At 40.1% G+C, this 23,151-nt stretch carries 22 protein-coding genes; 17 read left to right on the top strand and 5 right to left on the bottom strand.

What is annotated here, in order from left to right; translation table 11 throughout:
• Positions 1-94: 94 nt before the first annotated feature.
• Positions 95-967 carry a YicC/YloC family endoribonuclease gene (locus H3T84_RS02705; protein WP_198217739.1) on the bottom strand — a complete coding sequence of 291 codons (873 nt, stop codon included), beginning with the start codon at positions 965-967 and terminating at the stop codon, positions 95-97.
• Between the two features lie 162 nt (positions 968-1,129).
• Between H3T84_RS02705 and rph the strand changes: the two genes are divergently transcribed.
• The 8 genes from rph to xerD all read left to right on the top strand — a co-directional run bounded on the left by rph (position 1,130) and on the right by xerD (position 7,884).
• Positions 1,130-1,867: a ribonuclease PH gene (rph, locus tag H3T84_RS02700; protein WP_198217732.1), complete on the top strand. Its 738-nt coding sequence runs from the start codon at positions 1,130-1,132 to the stop codon at positions 1,865-1,867.
• A 203-nt stretch (positions 1,868-2,070) separates the two neighbouring features.
• The gene (locus H3T84_RS02695; protein ID WP_025330933.1) at positions 2,071-3,312 is read left to right on the top strand and encodes an aspartate kinase; all 1,242 of its coding nucleotides are present in this window, start codon (positions 2,071-2,073) and stop codon (positions 3,310-3,312) included.
• Positions 3,313-3,421: 109 nt separating this feature from the next.
• Positions 3,422-4,351, top strand: coding sequence for a tRNA 2-thiocytidine(32) synthetase TtcA (gene ttcA, locus H3T84_RS02690; protein WP_198217730.1), 930 nt, complete (start codon positions 3,422-3,424; stop codon positions 4,349-4,351).
• An 11-nt stretch (positions 4,352-4,362) separates the two neighbouring features.
• Positions 4,363-5,601 carry an MFS transporter gene (locus H3T84_RS02685; protein WP_025330935.1) on the top strand — a complete coding sequence of 413 codons (1,239 nt, stop codon included), beginning with the start codon at positions 4,363-4,365 and terminating at the stop codon, positions 5,599-5,601.
• 70 nt (positions 5,602-5,671) lie between these two features.
• A complete protein-coding gene (locus tag H3T84_RS02680; RefSeq protein WP_198217722.1) occupies positions 5,672-6,055 on the top strand; it encodes a hypothetical protein in 384 nt (127 codons plus the stop codon).
• A gap of 38 nt (positions 6,056-6,093) precedes the next feature.
• Positions 6,094-6,540, top strand: coding sequence for a peroxiredoxin (locus H3T84_RS02675; protein WP_084550013.1), 447 nt, complete (start codon positions 6,094-6,096; stop codon positions 6,538-6,540).
• Positions 6,533-6,991, top strand: a complete 459-nt coding sequence (locus H3T84_RS02670; RefSeq protein ID WP_198217720.1) for a methylated-DNA--[protein]-cysteine S-methyltransferase — start codon at positions 6,533-6,535, stop codon at positions 6,989-6,991. The genes H3T84_RS02675 and H3T84_RS02670 overlap by 8 nt, the downstream gene beginning before the upstream one ends.
• Positions 6,985-7,884, top strand: a complete 900-nt coding sequence (xerD, locus tag H3T84_RS02665) for a site-specific tyrosine recombinase XerD (RefSeq protein ID WP_198217718.1) — start codon at positions 6,985-6,987, stop codon at positions 7,882-7,884. Before H3T84_RS02670 ends, xerD begins: the two co-directional genes overlap by 7 nt.
• Positions 7,885-8,222: 338 nt before the next feature.
• Here xerD and H3T84_RS02660 read toward each other — a convergent pair whose 3' ends face one another.
• A complete protein-coding gene (locus H3T84_RS02660) occupies positions 8,223-8,438 on the bottom strand; it encodes a hypothetical protein (protein ID WP_037473124.1) in 216 nt (71 codons plus the stop codon).
• Positions 8,431-8,646: a DUF4177 domain-containing protein gene (locus H3T84_RS02655; RefSeq protein WP_174833649.1), complete on the bottom strand. Its 216-nt coding sequence runs from the start codon at positions 8,644-8,646 to the stop codon at positions 8,431-8,433. Before H3T84_RS02655 ends, H3T84_RS02660 begins: the two co-directional genes overlap by 8 nt.
• Before the next feature lie 394 nt (positions 8,647-9,040).
• On the opposite strand from H3T84_RS02655, the gene H3T84_RS02650 reads away from it, so the two are divergent.
• The 3 genes from H3T84_RS02650 to H3T84_RS02640 all read left to right on the top strand — a co-directional run bounded on the left by H3T84_RS02650 (position 9,041) and on the right by H3T84_RS02640 (position 12,796).
• Complete coding sequence (locus H3T84_RS02650; RefSeq protein ID WP_198217716.1) at positions 9,041-10,243, top strand: hypothetical protein; 1,203 nt, start codon at positions 9,041-9,043, stop codon at positions 10,241-10,243.
• A 304-nt stretch (positions 10,244-10,547) separates the two neighbouring features.
• Positions 10,548-11,774 carry a hypothetical protein gene (locus H3T84_RS02645; protein WP_198217714.1) on the top strand — a complete coding sequence of 409 codons (1,227 nt, stop codon included), beginning with the start codon at positions 10,548-10,550 and terminating at the stop codon, positions 11,772-11,774.
• Positions 11,775-12,064: 290 nt separating this feature from the next.
• Positions 12,065-12,796, top strand: coding sequence for a hypothetical protein (locus H3T84_RS02640; RefSeq protein ID WP_198217712.1), 732 nt, complete (start codon positions 12,065-12,067; stop codon positions 12,794-12,796).
• A 171-nt stretch (positions 12,797-12,967) separates the two neighbouring features.
• Here H3T84_RS02640 and argH read toward each other — a convergent pair whose 3' ends face one another.
• On the bottom strand, positions 12,968-14,350 hold the full coding sequence (argH, locus tag H3T84_RS02635; RefSeq protein WP_174831898.1) for an argininosuccinate lyase: 1,383 nt from the start codon (positions 14,348-14,350) through the stop codon (positions 12,968-12,970).
• A gap of 123 nt (positions 14,351-14,473) precedes the next feature.
• Positions 14,474-15,589, bottom strand: coding sequence for a tRNA guanosine(34) transglycosylase Tgt (gene tgt / locus H3T84_RS02630; protein WP_198217710.1), 1,116 nt, complete (start codon positions 15,587-15,589; stop codon positions 14,474-14,476).
• 240 nt (positions 15,590-15,829) lie between these two features.
• On the opposite strand from tgt, the gene thrS reads away from it, so the two are divergent.
• The 6 genes from thrS to pheT all read left to right on the top strand — a co-directional run bounded on the left by thrS (position 15,830) and on the right by pheT (position 23,097).
• Positions 15,830-17,737 (top strand): threonine--tRNA ligase, encoded by a 1,908-nt coding sequence (gene thrS / locus H3T84_RS02625; protein WP_198217703.1) that lies wholly within the window; start codon positions 15,830-15,832, stop codon positions 17,735-17,737.
• A 22-nt stretch (positions 17,738-17,759) separates the two neighbouring features.
• Positions 17,760-18,278, top strand: coding sequence for a translation initiation factor IF-3 (infC, locus tag H3T84_RS02620; RefSeq protein ID WP_100116503.1), 519 nt, complete (start codon positions 17,760-17,762; stop codon positions 18,276-18,278).
• Between the two features lie 287 nt (positions 18,279-18,565).
• Positions 18,566-18,763, top strand: coding sequence for a 50S ribosomal protein L35 (rpmI, locus tag H3T84_RS02615; protein ID WP_025330522.1), 198 nt, complete (start codon positions 18,566-18,568; stop codon positions 18,761-18,763).
• A gap of 12 nt (positions 18,764-18,775) precedes the next feature.
• Positions 18,776-19,132 carry a 50S ribosomal protein L20 gene (gene rplT, locus H3T84_RS02610; RefSeq protein WP_025330521.1) on the top strand — a complete coding sequence of 119 codons (357 nt, stop codon included), beginning with the start codon at positions 18,776-18,778 and terminating at the stop codon, positions 19,130-19,132.
• A gap of 276 nt (positions 19,133-19,408) precedes the next feature.
• Entirely contained in the window at positions 19,409-20,398 is a 990-nt protein-coding gene (gene pheS, locus H3T84_RS02605; protein WP_037392933.1) for a phenylalanine--tRNA ligase subunit alpha, read from the top strand.
• 341 nt (positions 20,399-20,739) lie between these two features.
• Positions 20,740-23,097 (top strand): phenylalanine--tRNA ligase subunit beta, encoded by a 2,358-nt coding sequence (gene pheT, locus H3T84_RS02600; protein WP_198217696.1) that lies wholly within the window; start codon positions 20,740-20,742, stop codon positions 23,095-23,097.
• Positions 23,098-23,151 lie beyond the last annotated feature (54 nt).

Raw genomic sequence — 23,151 nt, 5'->3', positions numbered from 1 at the left:
AAACAGATACTGGAATTAAAATAAAACCAGAATTGCCAGTTTCAATTTTAAAAGCAATTCTGGTTTTTAATAGTATGGCATAAACAGCTATTGTTTATTCTACGTTCTGTACCTGTTCGCGCATTTGCTCAATCAATACTTTAAGCCCTACTGATGCCTGTGTACATTCAATGGCGATTGCTTTACTGCCAAGCGTATTGGCTTCGCGATTTAGTTCCTGCATCAGAAAATCCAGACGTTTACCCACGCTGCCGCGATGTTCTTTTATCAGACGTCGTGCTTCGGCAATGTGCGTATTTAAACGATTCAGTTCTTCATCTACATCAGCTTTTTGCATAAACAATGTGAATTCCTGTTTCAGGCGCTCTGCATCTACCTGAGCCACTGCCTCGCGCAAACGGGCTTCAGCCTTATTCATATAGTCCTGCAATAATTGCGGGAACAACTGCTGCATAGCTGCCACGATATCTGTCATATCATTCAGACGATCCAGCAAATGCTGCTGCAGTTTTTCACCCTCACGAGCCCGCGCTGCTTTAAATTCGGTGAGTACTTGTCCCAGTAAAGTCTGTACACCGTTATGTAATATTTCCTCGTCTTCCGCTGTCGCCACAATAACACCGGGGAAATGCAAAATATCTGCAACAGTTAATTTACCTAAATCTTTATACTTGCGACGCAACTGTTGATTAAATGATGCCAGTTGTTCTACCAGCTTATGATTAACCGGTAAATCATCGGTACTTTCGCTGGGCAGAGTTTGAATCTGAATACGGCATTCCAGTTTACCCCGTGCCACCTGAGAACTGATTAATTCACGCATCTTGCCTTCAAACGGACGTAATTCTTCTGCAATTTTAAACTGGATATCCAGATAACGATGATTAACTGCTTTGAGCTCAATATTGATTTGACGATTTCCACATTGTTCTGAAGCATTTGCATAGCCAGTCATACTGTATAACATATATATTTTCCTTAAACCGTTTATTCCTGCCGGGTTATATTCAAACTGGCAATTAAATCAAGTATAACGAAAACAGCTTAATCCATAAAAGGTTTAATTGATATGAATCGCAACACACTGGTTATATAATTCTGCATTCATCTCCCGACAAAGTCTCTAAATATGAAAAACACCTTTCTATCCAATCGTTCCGGACGTGCTGACGATGAGCCACGTCATCTTAGTATCGTGCCTGATTTCCTCGCACAGGCAGACGGTTCTGTACTGATTTGCTGCGGTAATACTAAAGTAATTTGCACAGCAACTATAGATGAAAATGTACCAGGTTTTTTAAAAGATCAGGGTCGCGGCTGGATAACAGCAGAATATGGCATGCTGCCCGCCTCTGCCAATGGCCGTATGCGCCGCGAAGCAGTAGCAGGAAAGCAATCGGGGAGAACTCAGGAAATTCAGCGCCTGATTGGCCGCTCCTTACGGGCAGTCGTTGATTTAGAAAAACTGGGCAGCCGCCAGATACTGATTGACTGTGATGTTATACAGGCCGACGGAGGCACACGCACCGCCAGTATCAGCGGCGCTTATGTTGCACTTGCCCTGGCAGTCAGAAAATTACTGGAAAAAGGCCTGATCAGTGAAAATCCGATTCGTGAAGCTGTAGCTGCCATCTCTGTCGGCATGATTGACGGTAATCTCCTGCTCGATTTGGATTATCCGGAAGATTCATCCTGTGATGCAGATATTAATGTAGTGATGACCGCCTCACAGCAGCTGGTTGAAATTCAGGGTACAGCCGAAGGTGCTACTTTCAGTATCGGTCAGTTAAATGATTTAATCACATTGGCACAAAAAGGAATTAAACAAATTCTTGCTGCTCAGCAACAAGCACTGGCTGAAAATTAATTCACAAAAATACAATCACCTATTTTCCGAATTTAAACATTATTTAAAACAAGCTGCCTGAACCTGACAAAATACTCACTCAGCAGCTTGTTTTTGCATGATAAAAATGCTAAAAAGAATGCCCGACAGGATATTTAAGCAGGCAGAGTTAACACAACCTGTCCTTTTTTGACATTATAACAACCCGGAAAGCAAGCAGTATTATGGCGTTAATCGTACAGAAATACGGCGGTACATCAGTTGGAACAGTTGAACGTATAAAAAATGTAGCTCGTCGTGTAGCACAAGCCAGAGCCAATGGTGATGATGTAGTAGTGGTTGTATCCGCTATGAGCGGAGAAACCAACCGTTTGGTTGCACTGGCACATGAAATTCAGGAAAAGCCCAATCCGCGTGAACTGGACGTTGTTTTATCAACGGGTGAACAGGTCACTATCGGTCTGCTTGCCATGGCTTTGCACAGCATTGGCGTAGACGCAAAGAGCTATACAGGCTGGCAGGTAGCCGTTAAAACCGATTGTGCTCATACCAAAGCACGCATTGATGCGATTGATGAGATACGCATCCGCACAGATCTCAATGCCGGTAAAGTTGTTATCATAGCCGGTTTTCAGGGTGTTAATGCCAACAATGATATTACCACACTGGGTCGCGGCGGTTCGGATACCTCAGCAGTAGCACTGGCAGCAGCACTGAAAGCAGACGAATGCCAGATCTATACTGATGTGGATGGCGTATACACCACCGACCCGCGTGTCGTACCGGAAGCGCGCCGTCTCAATACCATTTCATTTGAAGAAATGCTGGAACTGGCCAGTCTGGGCAGTAAAGTATTACAAATCCGCTCAGTAGAGTTTGCCGGTAAATATAAAGTGCGGCTGCGCGTATTAAGCAGTCTGGAAAACAGCGGTAATGGCACATTAATCACATTTGAAGAGGATCAGAATATGATGGAACATGCGGCAGTATCCGGTATTGCTTTTGATAAAAATCAGGCACGAATTAATGTGCGCGGGGTACCAGATACGCCGGGAATGGCTTCACTGATACTGGGAGCTGTCGCCGATGCCAATATTGAAGTGGATATGATTATTCAGAATGTCGGCTCAGCAGGAACCACAGACTTTTCCTTTACCGTACCACGCAGTGATTATCAGAATACGCTGGATATTCTTCATGAAGTGCAGAAAACAATAGGAGCGCGTGAAGTCTGCGGCGATGATACCGTATGTAAAGTATCAATAGTCGGTATGGGCATGCGTTCACATGTTGGCATTGCTTCTACCATGTTCCGTACTCTGGCTAAAGAAAATATCAATATCCAGATGATTTCTACTTCTGAAATCAAAGTGTCCGTGTTAATTGATGAAAAATATCTGGAGCTGGCCACCCGTGTACTGCACCAAGTGTTTGAGCTAGATAAAGAACCAGTAAAAAAAGGCTGAAAACTCCTTTTTAATTCATGTAAAAATTAACACAGGCCGGCTAAGTCACATCAGCCGGCCTTTAATTATTGTACAATTGCAGGTATTTGAATAAATTAGTGCTGTATCCATGTCTCATACACCAAAACGCGAATACGAAAACAATAAACTGATTAAAAGATTTCGTCATCAGGTTGGAGCTGCTATTAATGATTTTCAGATGATTGAAGACGGCGACAAAATCATGGTTTGCCTTTCCGGTGGTAAAGACAGCTATGCATTATTGGACATTCTGCTCAGATTACAAAAATCTGCACCAGTACAATTTGAAATTCTTGCAGTTAATCTCGATCAGAAACAACCGGGTTTTCCTGCACATATACTGCCGGATTACCTGCAAAGTCTTGGCGTTCCGTTTCAAATTATTGAAGAAGACACCTATAGCGTAGTCAAACGGGTAATAGATGAAGGCAAAACTACCTGTGGTCTGTGCAGCCGTTTGCGTCGCGGTATTTTATACCGGGTAGCCAAAGAAAATAACTGTACCAAAATTGCTTTAGGTCACCATCGCGATGATATTCTGGAAACCCTGTTTCTGAACATGTTTTACGGAGGCAAACTTAAAGCCATGCCGCCCAAACTGCTGTCAGATAACGGTGAGCATATCATCATCAGACCATTAGCCTATGTTAAAGAAAAAGATCTGATCCGGTATGCACAAATGCTGGAATTTCCAATTATTCCATGCAACCTGTGCGGCTCACAGCCCAACCTGCAACGGCAGGTTATCAAAGATATGCTCCAGCAATGGGACAAACAGTTTCCCGGGCGCATTGAATCCATGTTTTCGGCCATGCAAAACATCGTACCCTCTCATCTGGCTGATTATCATTTATTCAATTTTGCCGGCTTGCAACGTGGACAACAACTGTCACATGGTGGCGATATTGCCTTTGACCGTGAACATTTTTCTCCAATTACAACACCAGCACAGACCGGTGATATTAATCAGCCTGCCGGTGCAGGCAAAACTGTTATTAACATTTTAGATTCTCGATAGTAAGTCCCCTTATGAAACAACCAAGAAAAAAATTAACTCCTGCAAAAGCTATGGTTGCCGCTATCAGTGGCTATGCCATGGATGGTTTTGACCTGCTGATACTCGGTTTTATGCTCAGCGCCATCAGTGCTGATCTCGGACTGAATCCTTCTCAGGCAGGTTCACTAGTAACATGGACATTAATCGGTTCTGTTGTCGGCGGTATCGTTTTCGGACATTTAAGTGATCGCTTCGGCCGGATACGCATGTTATCGCTAACCATTCTCATGTTTGCCGTTTTTACTGGTCTGTGTGCGGTTGCACAAGGTTATTACGACCTGCTTATTTACCGGGCTCTTGCAGGTATGGGGCTGGGCGGAGAGTTCGGTATCGGTATGGCAATGATTGCAGAAGTATGGCCTGCATCAAAACGTAATCGCGCATCAGCTTTCGTCGGGATCGGCTGGCAGCTAGGTGTACTGGCGGCTACTTTTATTACACCATTCCTGCTTCAGCATATTGGCTGGCGCGGCATGTTTGTCGTAGGATTATTTCCGGCTATCGTCTCCTATTTTATTCGTCATGATACCAACGAACCGGAACAATTTACCCGCGAACATAAAGCAAATGGTGAGTTGTCATTTTCTGCACGTCTTAAATTACTGGTTAAAGACCGTCAGACAGCTAAAACCAGTCTAGGTATATTTATTCTTTGCGCTGTACAAAATTTCGGTTATTACGGTTTAATGATTTGGATGCCCAGTTATCTTGCCAAAAAACTCGGATTCAGTCTTACAGATTCCGGCAACTGGACTGCGGTCACCGTTATTGGCATGATCATCGGTATCTGGCTGTTCGGTTTTCTGGCTGACCATTTTGCCCGCTGGAAAATCTTTCTGATTTACCAGATTGGTTCTTTTATCATGGTGGCACAATATGCACAGTTGCAGGACCCCACTGCATTACTGATATGCGGTGCCATTATGGGCTTATTTGTCAATGGCATGATTGGCGGCTATGGAGCACTGATTTCTGATAACTTCCCCCCGCATGTGCGTGCAACTGCCCAGAATGTATTATTTAATCTGGGTCGTGGCATTGGCGGACTAGGGCCGCTGGTTATCGGTTTTCTAGTTAAAGAATGGTCATTTTATGTTGCCTTATGTTTGCTGGCATCTATTTACCTTCTGGACATCATTGCCACTTTATGGCTGCTTCCCAAACACAATAATACCCCGTCCAATGATGATAATCTTGGTGTTATAGGGTGATTTATTATTCTTTCAGTGCAGATATATATCTCTGCACTGATTTTTTACCATTAGGCCATGAGTAGAAATTATGACAACATTCACTAAAGTAATTTTATATACCGGAAGTGATGGTTTTGCCCGCTTCAAAGAAGAAAAAATTGAATTAAACGAAGGTAATGAAAAAAGCCAGTTATCACCTTGGTTTAATGCAGAAGGGTTACAATTACGTTACAGTCCGGTGGGTTTTAAAAGTGATTTTCACTGCACTGGTAAACCGCAATGGCTGATAGTATTACAAGGAGTGATGGAAATCGGACTACGCGATGGTAGTATCCGCCGCTTTAGTGCTGGAGAACATTTTTATTCTACCGACACTTTACCCGAAGGCATTACCTTCGACTCAAATATTCATGGACACTGCAGCCGTCTAATTGGCAATGTTCCTCTGATTACGGCGTTTATTCGCGATTAAATCAAAGTAATCATTATATATACAAAGGAAAATAAATAATGTCTCAATCTATGCTGTTTACACTTCCAGATACCGAAGGCAATAACTTTAATATTGCAGAACATTTACCAGCTGTGGTTTATTTCTATCCGAAAGACAGCACACCAGGCTGTACAACCGAAGCACAAGAATTCAGTGCTTTACTGCCCCAATTCAAACAACTGGGCTATAACGTGATTGGTATTTCCCGTGATAGTATGAAAAGCCATCATAATTTTATCTGCAAATATGAACTTAACGTTACCCTACTTTCAGATAGTGAAGAAACAGTATGCAGACAATTTGATGTACTTAAAGAGAAAAACATGTATGGTAAAAAGGTATTCGGTATTGAAAGAAGTACCTTTATCCTGAATCAGGACGGGCAAATTACACAGGAATGGCGTAAAGTTAAAGCGGCCGGTCACGCCCAAATTGTTTTAAATACACTGCAACAGCATGCCTAGTTACTCATATCAAGCGCCCTGCTGCTCATTAAAACTGGAATTCAGTCCTGAGCAAAAATTAAAGGCTATCCATTGGCAAACACCCTTTTCCGAAGCCTTACCTTACCTGACTGGATTCTGGGCAAAACAGCTTGACTCCTATTTTAATGGCAGCCTGCAAAAATTTAACTATCCTCCTTCCACTGACGGCACTGCATTTCAGCAAAAAGTTTGGCAGGTTATTGCCGATATCCCCTATGGTCAGATTGCCACTTACGGAGATATCGCGCGTGTGCTAAACAGTTCACCCAGAGCCGTAGGTCAGGCCTGTGGTAAAAACCCGTTACCAATTATTATTCCTTGTCATCGGGTTGTATCAGCCAGTGGTCTGGGAGGGTTCAGCCTCAGTACCAATGCTTTTGAACTAAATATAAAGCGTTGGCTGCTTAAACACGAAGGAGCAACATGGTAAATAATACTTTACCGGCAGAACTACTCGAACCAATCGAGTCATTGCTCGAACATCTTTGGCTTAGCGAGCAGCTGGCATTCAATACACTGGAAAGTTACCGGCGGGATTTGAATAAAATTGCTCGTCGCATACAAGCCGAACATCTGAACTGGCTGAATGTAGATCCCTTGTCACTTGCATCTGCTGTATTTATTCCTAGTGAAAAACCATCTTCACAGGCACGGGCATTATCAGCCTGTAAACGTCTGTTCAGTTGGATGCATGAATATAACCGCCGTCAGGATATACCTACCGAACAGCTGCAAATGCCTAAAAAAGGGCAATACTTGCCGGATATTATTTCCGAAACACAGATAGATGCTCTATTAGCAGCCCCTGATACCAAAACCTTTCTGGGTCTGCGTGATAAAGCCTTACTGGAACTTATGTACGCTACTGGATTGAGGGTTAGCGAAGCTGTTAACTTACGAATCAATGAAATCGATTTACAAAACGGCCTGTTAAGTACCATCGGAAAAGGAAATAAACAGCGTATGGTTCCATTAGGGGAAGAAGCAACCGACTGGCTGGAAAATTATTTTACAGATGCCCGCCCTGCTTTACTTAAAGGACGTGCTTGTGATGCAGTATTTGTCAGTCAGAAAAAAACAGCCATTACTCGGCAGCTAGCCTGGATGATTGTGACCAAATATGCTAGTGCAGCCGGCATCCATCATCTTAGCCCGCATGGTTTGCGTCATGCTTTTGCTACGCATCTTGTGAATCATGGTGCAGATTTACGTGTAGTGCAATTGCTTCTGGGACACGCTGATATCGGCACAACACAAATTTACACACATGTTGCCAATGAACGCCTAAAACAGATTGTGCATCAGCATCATCCGCGTGGATAAAAAATTATTTGTTTATTCTGCTTTGTATAGAGTAAAAGATTATAAATCCAGAAATTTTGTTTTTATTTATTGAAGATGTAATAAAAATTTATGATAATTTGATATATACTAGACAAATAAATAACACTATATATTCAAACAACTAAATGTGACAAGGTTATTTTATTTTAAAATAAAAATATTAACCACTTAGAAAAAAAACAACTAAATGAAATAATAAATCACCTAATACTTATACTTAATTTAAAAAATTCGAAATCATTTAAATTTTTAACTACTATTTATTTAATATTAGATTTTTATTTTCAAGAATAAAATAACCTCATTCAGAATAAATATTATTCTAAATAATCTTTATCTTTTAGCTTTTTATCTGAGTTCAGCTGATCAAAAACGACAGCAACTGCTAACAATATAAAGAATAAAATTGCTAAAGATATAGATATTTTTAGAAAAAATTCAGCAGAAAAAATGTCCCACCATAATTCCAGTATCAGTAAAACACACCAGAATATGAAAATGCAAAGGCATCCTAATCCGGCTTTTTTAATCAACGTCTCTCTCCATAATAACTACATAAGCTTCTCTTGCCCAAAATAAAAACAGTCGACGCATATCTTTTTGCATAGTCACTACACGCCAGCCTTCTTTAGCATTTCGGTTTAAGAAATCTGAAAATTTTATAGGATTTGCATTTGCCGCCCCCAAAAACATAGTTGCCAAAGCACCTTCCTGATAGATAACTACTTTATATTCTTTCATAAAAACTCCTAAATTTAAATTAAATTTATAAATTTTTTTTAATGAATTATAAATTATTAATTTTAACAAAACAATTTTTTATTTACATTTATTATCATACATTTAATTTATTTTTGCAATGAGCTTTTTAGAATGATTTTAACAGATGTTCAGCTTAAAACTTAGAAATAGGCTGAGTATATCATCTAAAACAATGATTAAAAGATTATAAACTTTATAGAACAAATGTAATATAAATTATTCACATAGTCTAATCTAAATATTAATAAGTAATAATGTTCTCTTTATAATATCTGATTAGAATTGTAATTTGTTAATTTTTTTCTGGTCATTTTATTACAATTAAAATACAATTATTAACAATACACTTTAGCTTATTGAATAAAGGGCTCTTATGCGATTGAAATTTACAAAAATAATATTAGTGCTGGCTGTTGCCGGTATGGTTTCGGCATGTAATAATAAAACCGAAAAATCCCCTGACAAAATGGTGCGAACTGGTATTCAGCGCATTATGACTGAAGACAATCAGTTTAATTTTAGTGGTTCTTATCAGGCAGAATTTATTATTCAAAATAATGAGAATAAAAGTCCTTCAGAAATAACTGAACCAACAATTGCATCTGAAGTTTCTGCATCAGAAGCCTCTGTATCAGAAGAGTATGATGATACTCCAGAATTAACAGAGTATCACCGCAAAGAAATGGATTTGTACAACAAATCTTTAGGGCAATTTATAGGACAATTGAGTAAATCTTTTTCCGTACCTTTCACTGGTGCAGTAGATATGAAAAAAGGGGTGATGGAATTTATTCCTGAAGTCCGTTATGAAGATAAAAACGTACTGATTTCTTTTAAATTTCCTACCTATTTAGATTTTAATAATTTGTCCTTATATCTCGATGGTTCTGCAATTACCCATTTGTCAGACATTATGCCTTACAATGAAATGGTAGTTGGTGATAAATATATGCAATTCACTGTACCGCAGGATAAAGCACAACACTTACCTGTTTCAGATTTACTAAAAAGCTTACCTAAATCTATAGATGATGGTTATGCATCAATTGATCCCAGTGCATTCAAAAAAGTAAATGTCGACGAATTCGGAAAAACGCTGGAAGCAAAATATCAGGTTAATCTGAATACAGACTATGCTTCAAGCCTTAAATATGATACTGTAATTCTGCAAAGTCTTTCTAAGGCTCTAAAAGAGACAGCAGCCAAGGCTGATCAGAATAATAAATATAAACCTGAAGATTACGCTATGCTAGAAAATATAATTGATGGTGTGGCTTCAATTTATTCTGATAGTAATAATGCTCTTGCAGACACTCCTATGGGTGCTTATATGAAGCAGCTCAAAAATCAATCTAATCTTCTAATAGTAAGTAATTTCTACTTTGATTCAAAAGGTCGCATTATAGGTATTCGCATTAAGACTGACCTTCCAATGGCAATAACAGGTAGGGAAGAGCCAAAAGGAACAATCAGAATAGATTATAAATTTCGGATGGATTACACCGGAAGCCCGAAATTTACCATGAAGCCTACACCACAAAACTCTATCAATATGGGATCTCGTCTTGGTTGGTAATGATTAATTTTCTTATTTGATTTAGATTTTTCAGCCAGTATGTTTTACATACTGGCTTTTTTCATTAATAGGTTATTTATTACATATTATTTCAAAGCATAAATCCAGACAGAATTAATCCCAACAGGTATATTCTGGCTGATTTTTTATAAGTATTGTCATAACAACTATTTTACTCATTTGATATATACCAAACTGTCTGCAAATACAGATACCATTAATTTTACTATCTATATATTTGCAATTAAAATACAATAATTAATAATTTGATTTGTTAATTTGGTTATAAAGGGGTTTATGTTTTATGCGGTTAAATTTTAAAAAATTAATATTAACATTGACTGTAGCCGGGATAGTTTCAGCATGCAGCCACATAAATGACAATTCGCCGGATAAAATGGTGCGGACTGGTGTCCAGCAAATGATTTTAAAAGATAACCGCTTGAACTTCAGTGGTTCTTTTCAAGGAGAATATCATATTAATCCTAATACAAACAATGAAGATGAAATTTCTTCCGATACATCTGAAATAAACAAAACTAATGAAACACATAACAAGCTTCTAAATACTGCATCAAAATCACTACCTCAAACAGAAGCAGATGATGATGATGATGAATCAAAACCAAAAAATTCTCTGGCACCTTTTTTTGAGCAATTCAGTCAATCATTTTCAGTACCCTTTACTGGCGCAATAGATATCCGAAAAGGGCAAATGGAAATAATTCCAGAAGTTCGTTATGAAAACAAAAATGTGCTGATTTCTTTTAAATTTCCTACCTATATAGACTTCAAAAATCTATCTCTATACGCAGATGTTTCAGCTATTACACATTTGCTAGATAAAATACCTCATACTAGAATGGTAATTGGTGACAAATATTTACAATTAGCTGTACCAAAATCTCAAATAAAAAATATGCCTTTATCCGATCTGTTAAAAAGCTTACCAAAATCAATTGATGATGGTTATGCAGCAATTGAGCCGGATGCATTCAAAAAAGTAACCGTTGATGAGTATGGAAAAACCCTGAAAGCAAAGTATCAGGTTAACCTGAATGTAGACTACGCTCTAATGCAGAAAATTGATAATACAATGCTTGAAAGCCTTTCAAAGGCTTTAAAAGAGGCTGCAGACAAAGCTGATCAGAATAGTAAATATAAACCTGAGGATTATGCTGCATTACAAAATCTAATTGACGAATTCACTTCTACTTTTAATTCTTATTTTTTTGATGAACATGATTCTGATGATGACAGCGGTGTTTTTAAAAATCCCTATTTTGGACTTATAAAGCAATTCAAAAATAATCAAATTCCTATACAATATAATTATTACTTTGATTTAAAAGGAAGAATTATAGGTATGCGTGAACAGCTAGCATTTCCTAAGGAGGTAGAAAGTATAGCTGGAACAGTAAAAACAGATACCAAAATCCACTTAAAATACACAACAAACCCTAAATTTACTATGCAGCCACCTACGCCGCAGAATTCAATTGATATAGTGTCTCGACCTGAACTCAATTAATTAAAATTCAATTTATCAGTTTCAAGTATTTTTAGCCAGTATACTAAAGCATACTGGCTATTTTATATTGATAAATTTTTTACTGAATATAATGTACAAATATAAATTCATATATAAATGTACTAAGCAGATTATTCCATTATCTTACGTGATAACATATAATTTAATATACTTTAAAAATTTTGTGAATATCAAGATAATACATAAATGTACGGATTTTAAAAACATATGTTTGTATTGTGATAATTAAAATACAAATAGAAAAATAAAATTTTAATTTAAAGGTTTGTATGCGGCTTAAATTTTTTAAAATGGTTTTAATTTTCTTGGTTTCCATTGTTACAGCCTGTAGCCACTTTACTGAAAACTCACCGGATAATAAGCCGTCTACTGATTTGTCAGATACCATACCTGACAATAAACTGGCAATATATAACAAGGATATTCAACCACCAATATCACAGGAAACCATATCTGATATCTCTGTATCTGATTTATTAAAAAATTTACCTGATTATACATCTGATAGCTACGCCGCCGATCGAGGTGTCTTCAAAAAAGTAAATATTTATGACAGTTATGCAGCAATTAATCCCAATGCTTTCAAAAAGGTAAATGTTGACAAGTACGGCAAAAGGCTAAAGGCAAAATATCAGCTCAAGCTGAATACAGATAATATTGCAAGCTTGAAACATAATACTACATATCTTGATAACCTGAATATTTCTACGATATTAAAAGAAAGGTTATACAAAGCATATCCTGATAGTAAATATAAACCTGAGTTAGACGCTGCTGTAAAGAATATAGCTGCTTCATTATCTGATAGAAATAATTTTTTTATAAATAACTCAGATCAATTCGAATATCAATTTCTTCCAATGGTAAGCGATTTCTATTTTGATTCAAACGGAAAATTCATTAGTACAAGCTATCGTATTAAGATTCAAATAGAAATCAAAAATATAAACAAACCAATAAAAATAATTGTACCAATAGTATTCAGAGCCAAAAAAATATAATTATCTGAATTAATACTTTAAGCCGGTATGCACTGCATACCGGCTGTTTGATCCTGACAAATTATTCAGAGGAGATAATCTGAATTTAAATCCAATAATATAAATCAGACAAAAATATCTGACCCGTTTTTTTTAATATCCTCATAACCAGCTAAGCTGGTTTAACAAACGCTAAACCGCCTGCAAATACTGACGCCAGCGAGCAACCTGTGCGCGTACCTGAGCCGGCGCAGTACCGCCAATATGATTACGGGCATGAAGACTGCCCTCAGGAGAAAGTACCTGATAAACGTCTTCTTCTATCAAGCCGGAGAAAGACTGTAATATATCCAGCGGTAACTCACTTAATTCCCTTTGCTGCTCTTCTGCCAGTCGGACAGCACGTGCAACGACCTCATGACTATCGCGAAAAGGTAAACCTTTTTTAACCAGATAATCAGCCAGGTCTGTTGCTGTCGCAAAGCCTTGCAACACTGCCGCACGCATATTTTCAGGTTTAACGCTAACACCTCGCATCATCTCTGCGTAAATACGCAAAGTATCAGTCAAAGTATCAACTGTATCAAAAAGCGGCTCCTTATCTTCCTGATTATCTTTGTTGTATGCCAGTGGCTGTGATTTCATTAAAGTAATCAGCCCCATCAAATGTCCTACAACTCTTGCGCTTTTTCCACGTACAAGCTCAGGTACATCGGGATTCTTTTTCTGCGGCATAATACTGGAACCTGTACAGAACCGGTCGGCAATGTCAATAAAGCCAAAACGCGGACTCATCCAGTAAATTAACTCTTCACTCAGACGGGAAAGATGTACCATCAGAATGGATGCTGCAGCAGTAAACTCAATGGCAAAATCGCGATCAGACACTGCATCCAGAGAATTCTGGCAAATCTCTTCAAAACCAAGTAATTGAGCAGTTATCTCGCGTTGAATAGGAAATGTCGTTCCGGCTAGAGCAGCCGCACCCAATGGCATACGGTTTACACGATGACGGCAGTCCAGCATTCGTTCACTATCACGTCCCAGCATTTCCACATATGCCAGCATATGATGGCCGAAGCTTACAGGCTGAGCTACCTGCATATGAGTAAAGCCTGGCATCACCACTTCTGCATTTTTATCTGCCAGATCAACCAAAGCAGATTGTAAATCTTTAATTAACAGAACAATACTGTCTATTTCATCACGCAACCACAAACGAATATCCGTAGCAACCTGGTCATTACGACTACGTCCTGTATGTAAACGTTTACCGGCATCCCCTACTTTCTGAGTCAGTAAATGTTCCACATTCATATGAACATCTTCCAGATCTACTGACCAGTCAATTTTACCGGCAGCAATTTCTGCCAGGATTTCCTGCATACCGGTTTTAATTGCTGCAAGATCTTCTGCACTAAGCACCCCAGACTGATGCAGCATCTGTGCATGCGCCAGAGAACCCTGAATATCAAACTGTGCCAAACGTTTATCAAAAGTTATTGATGCTGTGTACTGTTTAACCAGTTCACTTACCGGTTCATGAAAACGGCCTGACCAGGCTTTTTCACTCATACTTGCTCTCCACTATAACTCAACAATATTCAAAAAATATACTAACTGCAGATTATAACCACTAGCCTGACATCATTTGCCTCTGTCATTTAAAGACAATAGTCGCTACCGTGCTTTTTCTGATCACAATACACCCCGGGCACGCTCAGCATGAAAGCGTGTTTGAAAATCTTCGAATTTACCAGCTTCAATAGCCAGACGCATTTCTGCAGTCAGTATCTGATAATAGCGCAAATTATGTATCGTATTTAACTGTGCACCCAGAATCTCACCCACACGCTGTAAATGATGCAGATAAGCCCTGCTGAAATTGCGACATGTGTAACAGTCACAGCTTTCGTCCAGCGGACGCTGGTCATGCCGGTATATGGCATTTCGGATTTTTACATCACCAAAACGGGTAAACAGCCAACCGTTGCGCGCATTGCGGGTAGGCATAACACAATCAAACATATCAATGCCGCATGCCACACCGTATACCAAATCTTCAGGTGTACCTACTCCCATCAGATAATGTGGTTTTTGTGCCGGAAGTTTAGGGCCGATAGCACGCAAAATACGGTACATTTCAGGTTTTGGCTCACCCACAGACAGCCCGCCTACAGATAATCCGGGGAAACCAATTTCTTCCAGTCCGGCCAGTGATTGTTCTCGCAGATCCTCGTACATTCCACCCTGAACAATACCGAATAAAGCATTCGGATTATTCAGGCGTTCAAACTCATTTTTACTGCGTTCAGCCCAGCGCAAACTCATTTGCAGGGATTTTTCAGCTTCTCTGGCACCTACATTTCCGTCAGGACATTCATCCAGCTGCATGACAATATCTGAATTGAGTACCGTCTGAATCTGCATAGAAATTTCTGGAGACAAAAACAGCTTGTCGCCATTAATAGGACTGCGGAAAGTACAGCCTTCTTCCGTTAACTTACGCATTTGTGCCAGTGAAAATACCTGAAAACCACCAGAGTCTGTCAGTATTGGCCGGTTCCAGCCAATAAAATCATGTAATCCGCCAAAATCACGGATAACATCGAGTCCGGGTCTGAGCCACAGATGAAAAGTATTGCCCAGAATAATCTGTGCCTTGATTTCTTCCAGATTACGCGGCGACATGGCTTTAACTGAACCATATGTTCCTACCGGCATAAATACTGGTGTTTCCACCGTACCATGATTCAACTCCAGAGTACCACGACGCGCAAAGCCATCCGTGCGCTTTAAAGAAAATTTCAGCATATTAAATAATTCAAAGGCAAAAATTATGACAGAATATATCATTATAGCCTAAACCACCACATTTCGCCGACCAAGCATTGCCAAGCAAAATCCAAATCGCTAAAATAAATTATTTAACAGAAGCAAAAGTGCACTTAAGTAACTTTGGCTTCTATTTACCCTTATAAATATAATCAAAAGCAGCCATTTGATTTTCTCACTTGTATTAAGCGAGTCTGGTCTGTTGTTTGTGGAGTATGCATGCTGAACATCACCCTGCCTGACGGTTCTGTCCGTCAGTTTGAAGCGCCATTAAGCATAGCTGACATTGCCGCTTCCATAGGTGCAGGCTTAGCCAAAGCCGCAATTGCCGGAAAGATTAACGGCAAACTGGTAGATACATGTGATCAGGTAACAGAAGATGCTCAAGTCAGCATCATTACAGCCAAAGATAAAGAAGGTGTCGAAATCATTCGTCACTCCTGTGCACATCTGGTTGGTCATGCCGTTAAACAATTGTATCCGGAAGCCAAAATGGTTATCGGGCCGGTAATTGAAGATGGCTTCTATTATGATATCTGGTACGAGCGTCCGTTTACACCCGAAGATATTGCTGCAATCGAAACTCGCATGAAAGAATTGATTGCACAAAATTATGATGTAATTAAAAAAATTACCCCGCGCGAAGAGGTAATTAATGTATTTAAGCAGCGTCATGAAGATTATAAGCTGCGTCTGATTGAAGATATGCCCGATGAAAAAGCTATGGGTCTGTATTACCATCAGGAATATGTAGATATGTGTCGCGGACCACATGTCCCTAATACTCGCTTCCTCAAAAATTTCAAACTGACCAAGCTTTCAGGTGCCTACTGGCGCGGCGATGCTAAAAATGAGCAGCTGCAACGTATTTACGGCACAGCCTGGGCCAGTAAAGAAGATCTGAATGCTTACATCCAGCGTATTGAAGAAGCAGAAAAACGCGATCACCGTAAACTGGCAAAACAAATGGATTTATTCCATTTGCAGGATGAAGCACCGGGTATGGTATTTTGGCATCCCAAAGGCTGGTCACTGTGGCAGGTTATTGAACAGCATATGCGTCGCGAGCTGTCTGCTGCCGGCTATCAGGAAATCAAAACACCCATGATTATGGATCGTACATTATGGGAAAAATCCGGTCACTGGGATAACTACAAAGAAAACATGTTTATTACTGAATCAGAAAAACGTGTTTATGCTGTAAAACCCATGAACTGCCCTGGTCACATCCAGATTTTTAATCAGGGGCTGCGCTCATATCGTGATTTACCGCTGCGTCTGGCCGAGTTTGGCTCTTGTCATCGTAATGAACCTTCCGGTGCCCTGCATGGTCTGATGCGCGTACGTGGTTTTACTCAGGATGATGCGCATATATTCTGTACCGAAGATCAGATTGTCAGTGAAGCAAAAGCATTCAATGAGCTGGTAATGCGTATTTACCGTCAGTTCGAATTCAATGATGTAGCGGTTAAATTATCCTTGCGTCCGGAAAAGCGCGCAGGCTCTGACGTCATCTGGGATAAAGCTGAACAAGGACTGCGTGATGCACTGACAGCCTGTGGTGTAACCTGGGAAGAGCTGCCTGGAGAAGGCGCTTTCTACGGACCTAAAGTAGAGTACCATATTAAGGATGCATTAGGCCGCTCATGGCAATGCGGTACCATTCAGCTGGATTTCGTTCTTCCGGAGCGTCTGGGTGCAGAATATGTAACAGAAGAAAACGGACGAGCCCGTCCGGTAATGCTGCATCGCGCCATTCTGGGTTCACTGGAACGCTTTATCGGCATCCTGATTGAACATCATGCAGGTGCATTTCCACTGTGGCTGGCACCTGTACAAATGGTAATCATGAATATTACTGAAGCACAAACCGAATATTGTCAGCAACTTGCCACGCGATTAACCGCAGAAGGATTCCGCGTGCATTTAGACTTGCGTAATGAGAAAATTGGATACAAAATCCGAGATAACAGTACGCAACGCCTACCCTATCAACTGGTTATAGGCGAGAAAGAAAAACAGGACAACAAGGTTGCCGTTCGCAAACGCGGCGGGGAAGATCTGGGTCAGATGGATATTGAAACATTCATTAGCCGGCTGAAACAAGAAGCCTTGTCTCTTCATTAAACCGTGAATAAGGAGTACGACCATCGCTCAAGAACGCGAAGCACGCATCAACGGTGAAATCACCATTAAAGAAGTGCGTTTGATTGGTCCAACTGGAGAACAGTTGGGTGTAGTATCGACTCAGCAAGCCCTGAAACTGGCCGAAGAGCACGATGTGGATCTAGTGGAAATTGCCCCCACCGCCAAACCGCCCGTCTGCAAATTAATGGATTTCGGTAAATTCAAATACGAGCAATCCAAAAAACGCGACGAGCAACGCAAAAAGCAGAAACAGGTACAGGTTAAGGAAATTAAATTCCGGCCTGGTACCGATGAAGGTGACTATCAGATTAAATTGCGTAACATTGTTCGCTTTTTGACTGACGGCGATAAAGTAAAAGTTACCTTACGTTTCCGCGGACGCGAAATGGCACATCAGCATCTGGGCGCAGAACTACTCAAGCGTATTCAGGCTGATTTAATCGAAATTGGTACCGTTGAGCAGTTTCCAAAAATGGAAGGTCGCCAGATGGTAATGATTATTGCAGCGAAGAAAAAATAATCATTAACCGGAATTTCAGCCTGTCTTAAAAAAGTCTCATTTTATCTCAGTAAAATGAGACTTTTCATTTTATTAAAAACACAAATAATAACTTAACAAATCCGAGCATATCTGGTCATAAGTTATTATCGCTATATTGTCTTAGCAGTACAGGTATATTATAATCCGCTTCTTGTGCATCGCCGCTGTGCATGAATCAAATTTTAAGCGGCAAAAACCGTGGTGTGCGGGTTAAAGTGCTGAATTCAGCCACCCCTCGCCTGATCAAACAACAATGGAGTTTTCCCATGCCGAAAATGAAATCCAAATCAAGCGCGAAAAAACGCTTTAAAGTATTGGGTAACGGTGGTGTAAAACGCGCTCATGCGTTCAAACGTCACATTCTGACGAAAAAAACCACCAAAAACAAACGTCAATTGCGTGGCACCTCTATGGTGAATGAACGCGATATGGCTTCTGTTCATAAAATGTTACCCTACGCTTAAGGAGTTTAAACTATGCCTCGCGTAAAACGTGGTGTTACCGCTCGTGCACGTCATAAAAAAGTTTTAGCGTTAGCCAAAGGCTATCGTGGTCGTCGTAAAAACGTCTATCGTATTGCCAAACAGGCAGTAATGAAAGCCGGTCAGTATGCTTACCGTGACCGTCGTCAGCGTAAACGTCAGTTCCGTCAGTTGTGGATCGTTCGTATTAATGCAGCAGCCCGTCAGAATGGTTTGTCTTACAGCAAATTCATGAATGGCCTGAAAAAAGCTGCCATTGTTATTGATCGCAAAGTACTGGCTGATCTGGCTGTGTTCGATCAGGCTGCATTTGCTCAATTGGCAGCACAGGCAAAAGCTGCTTTGGCTTAACAGACAAAAAGCTTAGCAAAAAGGAAACTTCGGTTTCCTTTTTTTGTATTTCTGCTTTAGTAAAAAATTTCCATTATTGTTCCATCAATATTTAGCATTGTTGAACAGATGAATTTCGCGCTAAAATAATCTTTTAGTACATATTTTATTATAAATTGTTATATAGCTCATTTAAGATCTGATATACGGTAATCGATAAAATACAGCTGCCATATTCAGCAAAACTAAAGAGCATCAAAACATTTTTTCATTATATTTTAAGTAAAGAATCTTGTTATGGAAAATGCCAACCGCATCGTTGCCGAAGGCATCGCTGCTGTTAATTCAGCCATTGATTTACCTGCATTAGAATTAGTAAAAGCCCGCTATCTCGGTAAAACAGGTGAACTGAATGCTTTATTAAAAACATTGGGTAAAATGTCGCCAGAAGAACGCAAAACAACTGGCGCACATATCAATGAGTGTAAAAACCAATTTCAGGAAGCATACAACCGACAACGTGATGCATTAAATGAAGCAAAACTTCAGCAGCAACTGGCGGCAGAGGCGCTGGATGTCACCCTGCCCGGACGCGGACAAAATCTCGGGGGATTGCATCCGGTTACTCTTACTTTGCAACGTATAGTAGAACTGTTTCATAGCATGGGTTTTACTGTAGCAGACGGACCGGAAATAGAAGATGATTTTCATAACTTTCAGGCTTTAAATATTCCGCCAAATCATCCGGCCCGTGCTATGCAGGATACTTTTTATGTAGAAAATGGTAACGTACTGCGCACCCATACATCTCCTATCCAGATTCGTTACATGCTGGATAAAAAAGAGCCTCCGATTCGCATTATTGCTCCCGGACGTGTATACCGCGTCGATTCAGATGCAACACATTCTCCCATGTTCCATCAGGCTGAAGGATTATGGATAGAAGAAGGCGTTACTATGGCCGATCTGAAAGCAGTCTTTACAGACTTTATCCGCCGTTTCTTTGAACGCGATGATTTACAGGTACGGTTTCGCCCTTCCTTCTTTCCGTTTACAGAACCTTCAGCAGAAATTGACATCATGGGTGAACGCGGCTGGCTGGAAGTAGGCGGCTGCGGCATGGTACACCCCAATGTATTAAAAAATGTCAATATAGATGCAGAAAAATATACAGGTTTTGCCTTTGGCATCGGTCTGGATCGCTTTGCCATGCTTCGCTATGGCATTAATGATTTACGCCTGTTTTTTGATAATGACCTGAATTTTCTTAAACAATTTCAGGATTAAGATTACTGATCATGTAACTGACAGGTAATACTGAGCGGACTAAATCCCGTAAATATAGCGATTAAATAGTTAGATTTTACATTCAGCCAGTTATCAATTACTGATTGTACAGAACACCGGATAGCGCATTAAAAATGAATTTCTCAGATTTAACCGACCGGAAACTGCCAGAAAATTATTTAGTCCAATTAAGTAACCTGAACTAATTTCATTAATTAAAGATATTAATTCCAAAAGTAAAAAAAGCGTTTGTAAGGCTTTATAATCGTGTCACTGAGCATGCCTGAATCAGCCTCCGAACTTTTGGATTAAACCGAAACAGAATATATACTGGAAGCATCATGCAATTTTCTCAAAATTGGTTATATTCATGGATTAACCCTGAATTATCTGCACAAGAGCTGGCACATTTATTAACCATGGCCGGACTGGAAGTAGAAGAAACCACCCTGGCTGCCCCTCCATTTCATGGGGTGGTCATCGCCGAAGTTAAATCTGTAATCAAACATCCGGATGCAGACCGTCTCAATATTACACAGGTTGATGCCGGTACAGGAGAACTGATACAAATCGTTTGCGGTGCTCCTAATGTACAACCGGGAATCAAAGTACCTTGTGCATTAGCTGGTGCTGTCTTACCGGGTGATTTCAAAATCAAACCAACAAAAATGCGCGGACAAGTCTCTAATGGAATGCTGTGTTCTGCCAAAGAATTAAGTTTACAAGATGAAGTAAACGGCTTACTGATTCTACCTGCCGATGCACCAGTCGGCAATAATATCCGCGATTATCTCAATCTGGATGATGCTCTGCAAACCTTAAAAATCACACCTAACAGAGCAGACTGCCTGAGTATAAAAGGCATAGCACGTGAGGTAGGTGCTTTAACCCAGAAACCACAAAATCCAATAGAGATTGTTACTAATCCATCAACACTGGATGCCAGCCAGCCTGTCATCATCGAAGCACCAGAAGACTGTGGCCGCTTTATTAGCCGGATAATTCGCGGAATTAATATTAATGCTGTAACACCTGCATGGTTAAAACAGCGGCTCGAACGCAGTGGCCTGCGTAGCATTAATCCTCTGGTTGATATAGGTAACTATGTCATGCTTGAGCTGGGCCAGCCAATGCATATGTTTGACGAAGATAAAATCTCCGGCAAACTGATCGTGCGGCGTGCCCATGAAGGTGAAACACTGGAATGCCTCAATGATAAAACCGTAACCCTAAGCAGTAACACACTGGTAGTAGCTGATGAAAAACAAGTTCTGAGTATTGCCGGATTAATGGGTGGTGTTGACAGCTCAGTAACAGGCAGCACGCGTAATGTTGCGATTGAAAGCGCATGGTTTACCCCGGATATCATTGCCGGAAAAGCACGGCAGTATGGATTCGGTTCAGATTCATCATTCCGTTTTGAACGCGGAGTAGACTTTAATTTACAACAACAAGCTATTGAACGGGCAACTACGCTGATAAAAGAAATCTGTGGTGGTGAAATTGGTGCAATTACAGAAGCAACCGGTAATCTGCCTGCAGTTAAACAGGTAAAAGTACGTACAGCAAGAGTAGCAAAAGTATTAGGCGTTGCCATTGATTCAGCCAGAATTGCCATCATCTTGCAGCATTTAGGACTGGAGCCGCAAGCTTGTGAAGATGGCTTTATCGTTACCTCACCCAGCTTCCGTTTTGATATTGAAATCGAAGCCGACCTGATAGAAGAAATTGGCCGTGTGTATGGTTATGAAAATATTCCCAATGATCATACCAATGGCAAATTGAACATGGTAGCTTTGCCGGAAACACAAAAGCCACTGTTTAGTGTTTACCATCAACTGGCTAATAGCGGCTATCAGGAAGTAGTCAGCTACGCATTTGTAGAAGAAGCATGGGAACGCGATTTGGCCGGTAATACTGATCCGATTCGTTTACAAAATCCGATAGCCAGTCAGCTCAGCGTTATGCGATCTACCTTGTTTGGCGGTCTGATTGAAATATTACATAATAATCTGAACCGTAAACAAAATAGAGTAAGATTATTTGAAGTAGCCCGTGTATTTCAAAAACAAAACCAGCAATATACACAAACCACAAAAATTGCCGGTCTGGCTTATGGTTCTGTGTATCCTGAGCAATGGGCAGTACCCACTCGCAACACCGATTTCTATGATGTCAAAAATGATGTTGCAGGCCTGTTAAGTGCGCATAAAGTAAATTATCGTGCAGCACAGCACCCTGCACTTCATCCGGGCAGAACTGCTGAGATTATCATTGATAATAAAGTAGTTGGTGTTATTGGTGAATTGCATCCGCGCTGGACACAAAAATACGACCTGCCCTTGTCGCCTATTTTATTTGAGCTTGATTTAAGTGCTGTTCTGGCACAAGCCAGGATTACTTATCAGCCAGTATCTAAATTCCAACCAGTACGGCGTGATCTGGCCTTTATCATCTCCGAACAAACTACTGCTGAAGAGCTGATCAATGTGCTGTCTACTGTGAAACATCCAGCCATTCAGGAAATATCTGTTTTTGATGTTTATCGCGGTAAAGGTATGGGGGAAAATACGAAAAGTCTGGCAGTCAAAATTATTTTACAAAGTACAGAACAAACCTTAACTGATGAAGAAGTTGAAGAAATAATGACAAAACTCATTGATACAGCAGCCACAATTGGTGCACAATTACGTACTTAAAAAATTCAAACTAGGCAATTTGCCTGGCTAAAAAATTTACATACTTGAAAACAA

The sequence above is a fragment of the Snodgrassella sp. M0110 genome (genome assembly GCF_016101465.1).
GTDB classification, from domain to species: Bacteria; Pseudomonadota; Gammaproteobacteria; order Burkholderiales; family Neisseriaceae; genus Snodgrassella; species Snodgrassella alvi.
Note: the sequence above shows the minus strand (reverse complement) of the source record. Positions and strands in the feature narration are given on the sequence as shown.

What these genes read in the sequence shown, in the direction of transcription:
- H3T84_RS02705 (WP_198217739.1), bottom strand. Translation starts at nt 967, where the DNA reads ATGTTATACAGTATGACTGGCTATGCAAATGCTTCAGAACAATGTGGA.
- rph (WP_198217732.1), top strand. Translation starts at nt 1,130, where the DNA reads ATGAAAAACACCTTTCTATCCAATCGTTCCGGACGTGCTGACGATGAG.
- H3T84_RS02695 (WP_025330933.1), top strand. Translation starts at nt 2,071, where the DNA reads ATGGCGTTAATCGTACAGAAATACGGCGGTACATCAGTTGGAACAGTT.
- ttcA (WP_198217730.1), top strand. Translation starts at nt 3,422, where the DNA reads ATGTCTCATACACCAAAACGCGAATACGAAAACAATAAACTGATTAAA.
- H3T84_RS02685 (WP_025330935.1), top strand. Translation starts at nt 4,363, where the DNA reads ATGAAACAACCAAGAAAAAAATTAACTCCTGCAAAAGCTATGGTTGCC.
- H3T84_RS02680 (WP_198217722.1), top strand. Translation starts at nt 5,672, where the DNA reads ATGACAACATTCACTAAAGTAATTTTATATACCGGAAGTGATGGTTTT.
- H3T84_RS02675 (WP_084550013.1), top strand. Translation starts at nt 6,094, where the DNA reads ATGTCTCAATCTATGCTGTTTACACTTCCAGATACCGAAGGCAATAAC.
- H3T84_RS02670 (WP_198217720.1), top strand. Translation starts at nt 6,533, where the DNA reads ATGCCTAGTTACTCATATCAAGCGCCCTGCTGCTCATTAAAACTGGAA.
- xerD (WP_198217718.1), top strand. Translation starts at nt 6,985, where the DNA reads ATGGTAAATAATACTTTACCGGCAGAACTACTCGAACCAATCGAGTCA.
- H3T84_RS02655 (WP_174833649.1), bottom strand. Translation starts at nt 8,646, where the DNA reads ATGAAAGAATATAAAGTAGTTATCTATCAGGAAGGTGCTTTGGCAACT.
- H3T84_RS02650 (WP_198217716.1), top strand. Translation starts at nt 9,041, where the DNA reads ATGCGATTGAAATTTACAAAAATAATATTAGTGCTGGCTGTTGCCGGT.
- H3T84_RS02645 (WP_198217714.1), top strand. Translation starts at nt 10,548, where the DNA reads ATGCGGTTAAATTTTAAAAAATTAATATTAACATTGACTGTAGCCGGG.
- H3T84_RS02640 (WP_198217712.1), top strand. Translation starts at nt 12,065, where the DNA reads ATGCGGCTTAAATTTTTTAAAATGGTTTTAATTTTCTTGGTTTCCATT.
- argH (WP_174831898.1), bottom strand. Translation starts at nt 14,350, where the DNA reads ATGAGTGAAAAAGCCTGGTCAGGCCGTTTTCATGAACCGGTAAGTGAA.
- tgt (WP_198217710.1), bottom strand. Translation starts at nt 15,589, where the DNA reads ATGCTGAAATTTTCTTTAAAGCGCACGGATGGCTTTGCGCGTCGTGGT.
- thrS (WP_198217703.1), top strand. Translation starts at nt 15,830, where the DNA reads ATGCTGAACATCACCCTGCCTGACGGTTCTGTCCGTCAGTTTGAAGCG.
- rpmI (WP_025330522.1), top strand. Translation starts at nt 18,566, where the DNA reads ATGCCGAAAATGAAATCCAAATCAAGCGCGAAAAAACGCTTTAAAGTA.
- rplT (WP_025330521.1), top strand. Translation starts at nt 18,776, where the DNA reads ATGCCTCGCGTAAAACGTGGTGTTACCGCTCGTGCACGTCATAAAAAA.
- pheS (WP_037392933.1), top strand. Translation starts at nt 19,409, where the DNA reads ATGGAAAATGCCAACCGCATCGTTGCCGAAGGCATCGCTGCTGTTAAT.
- pheT (WP_198217696.1), top strand. Translation starts at nt 20,740, where the DNA reads ATGCAATTTTCTCAAAATTGGTTATATTCATGGATTAACCCTGAATTA.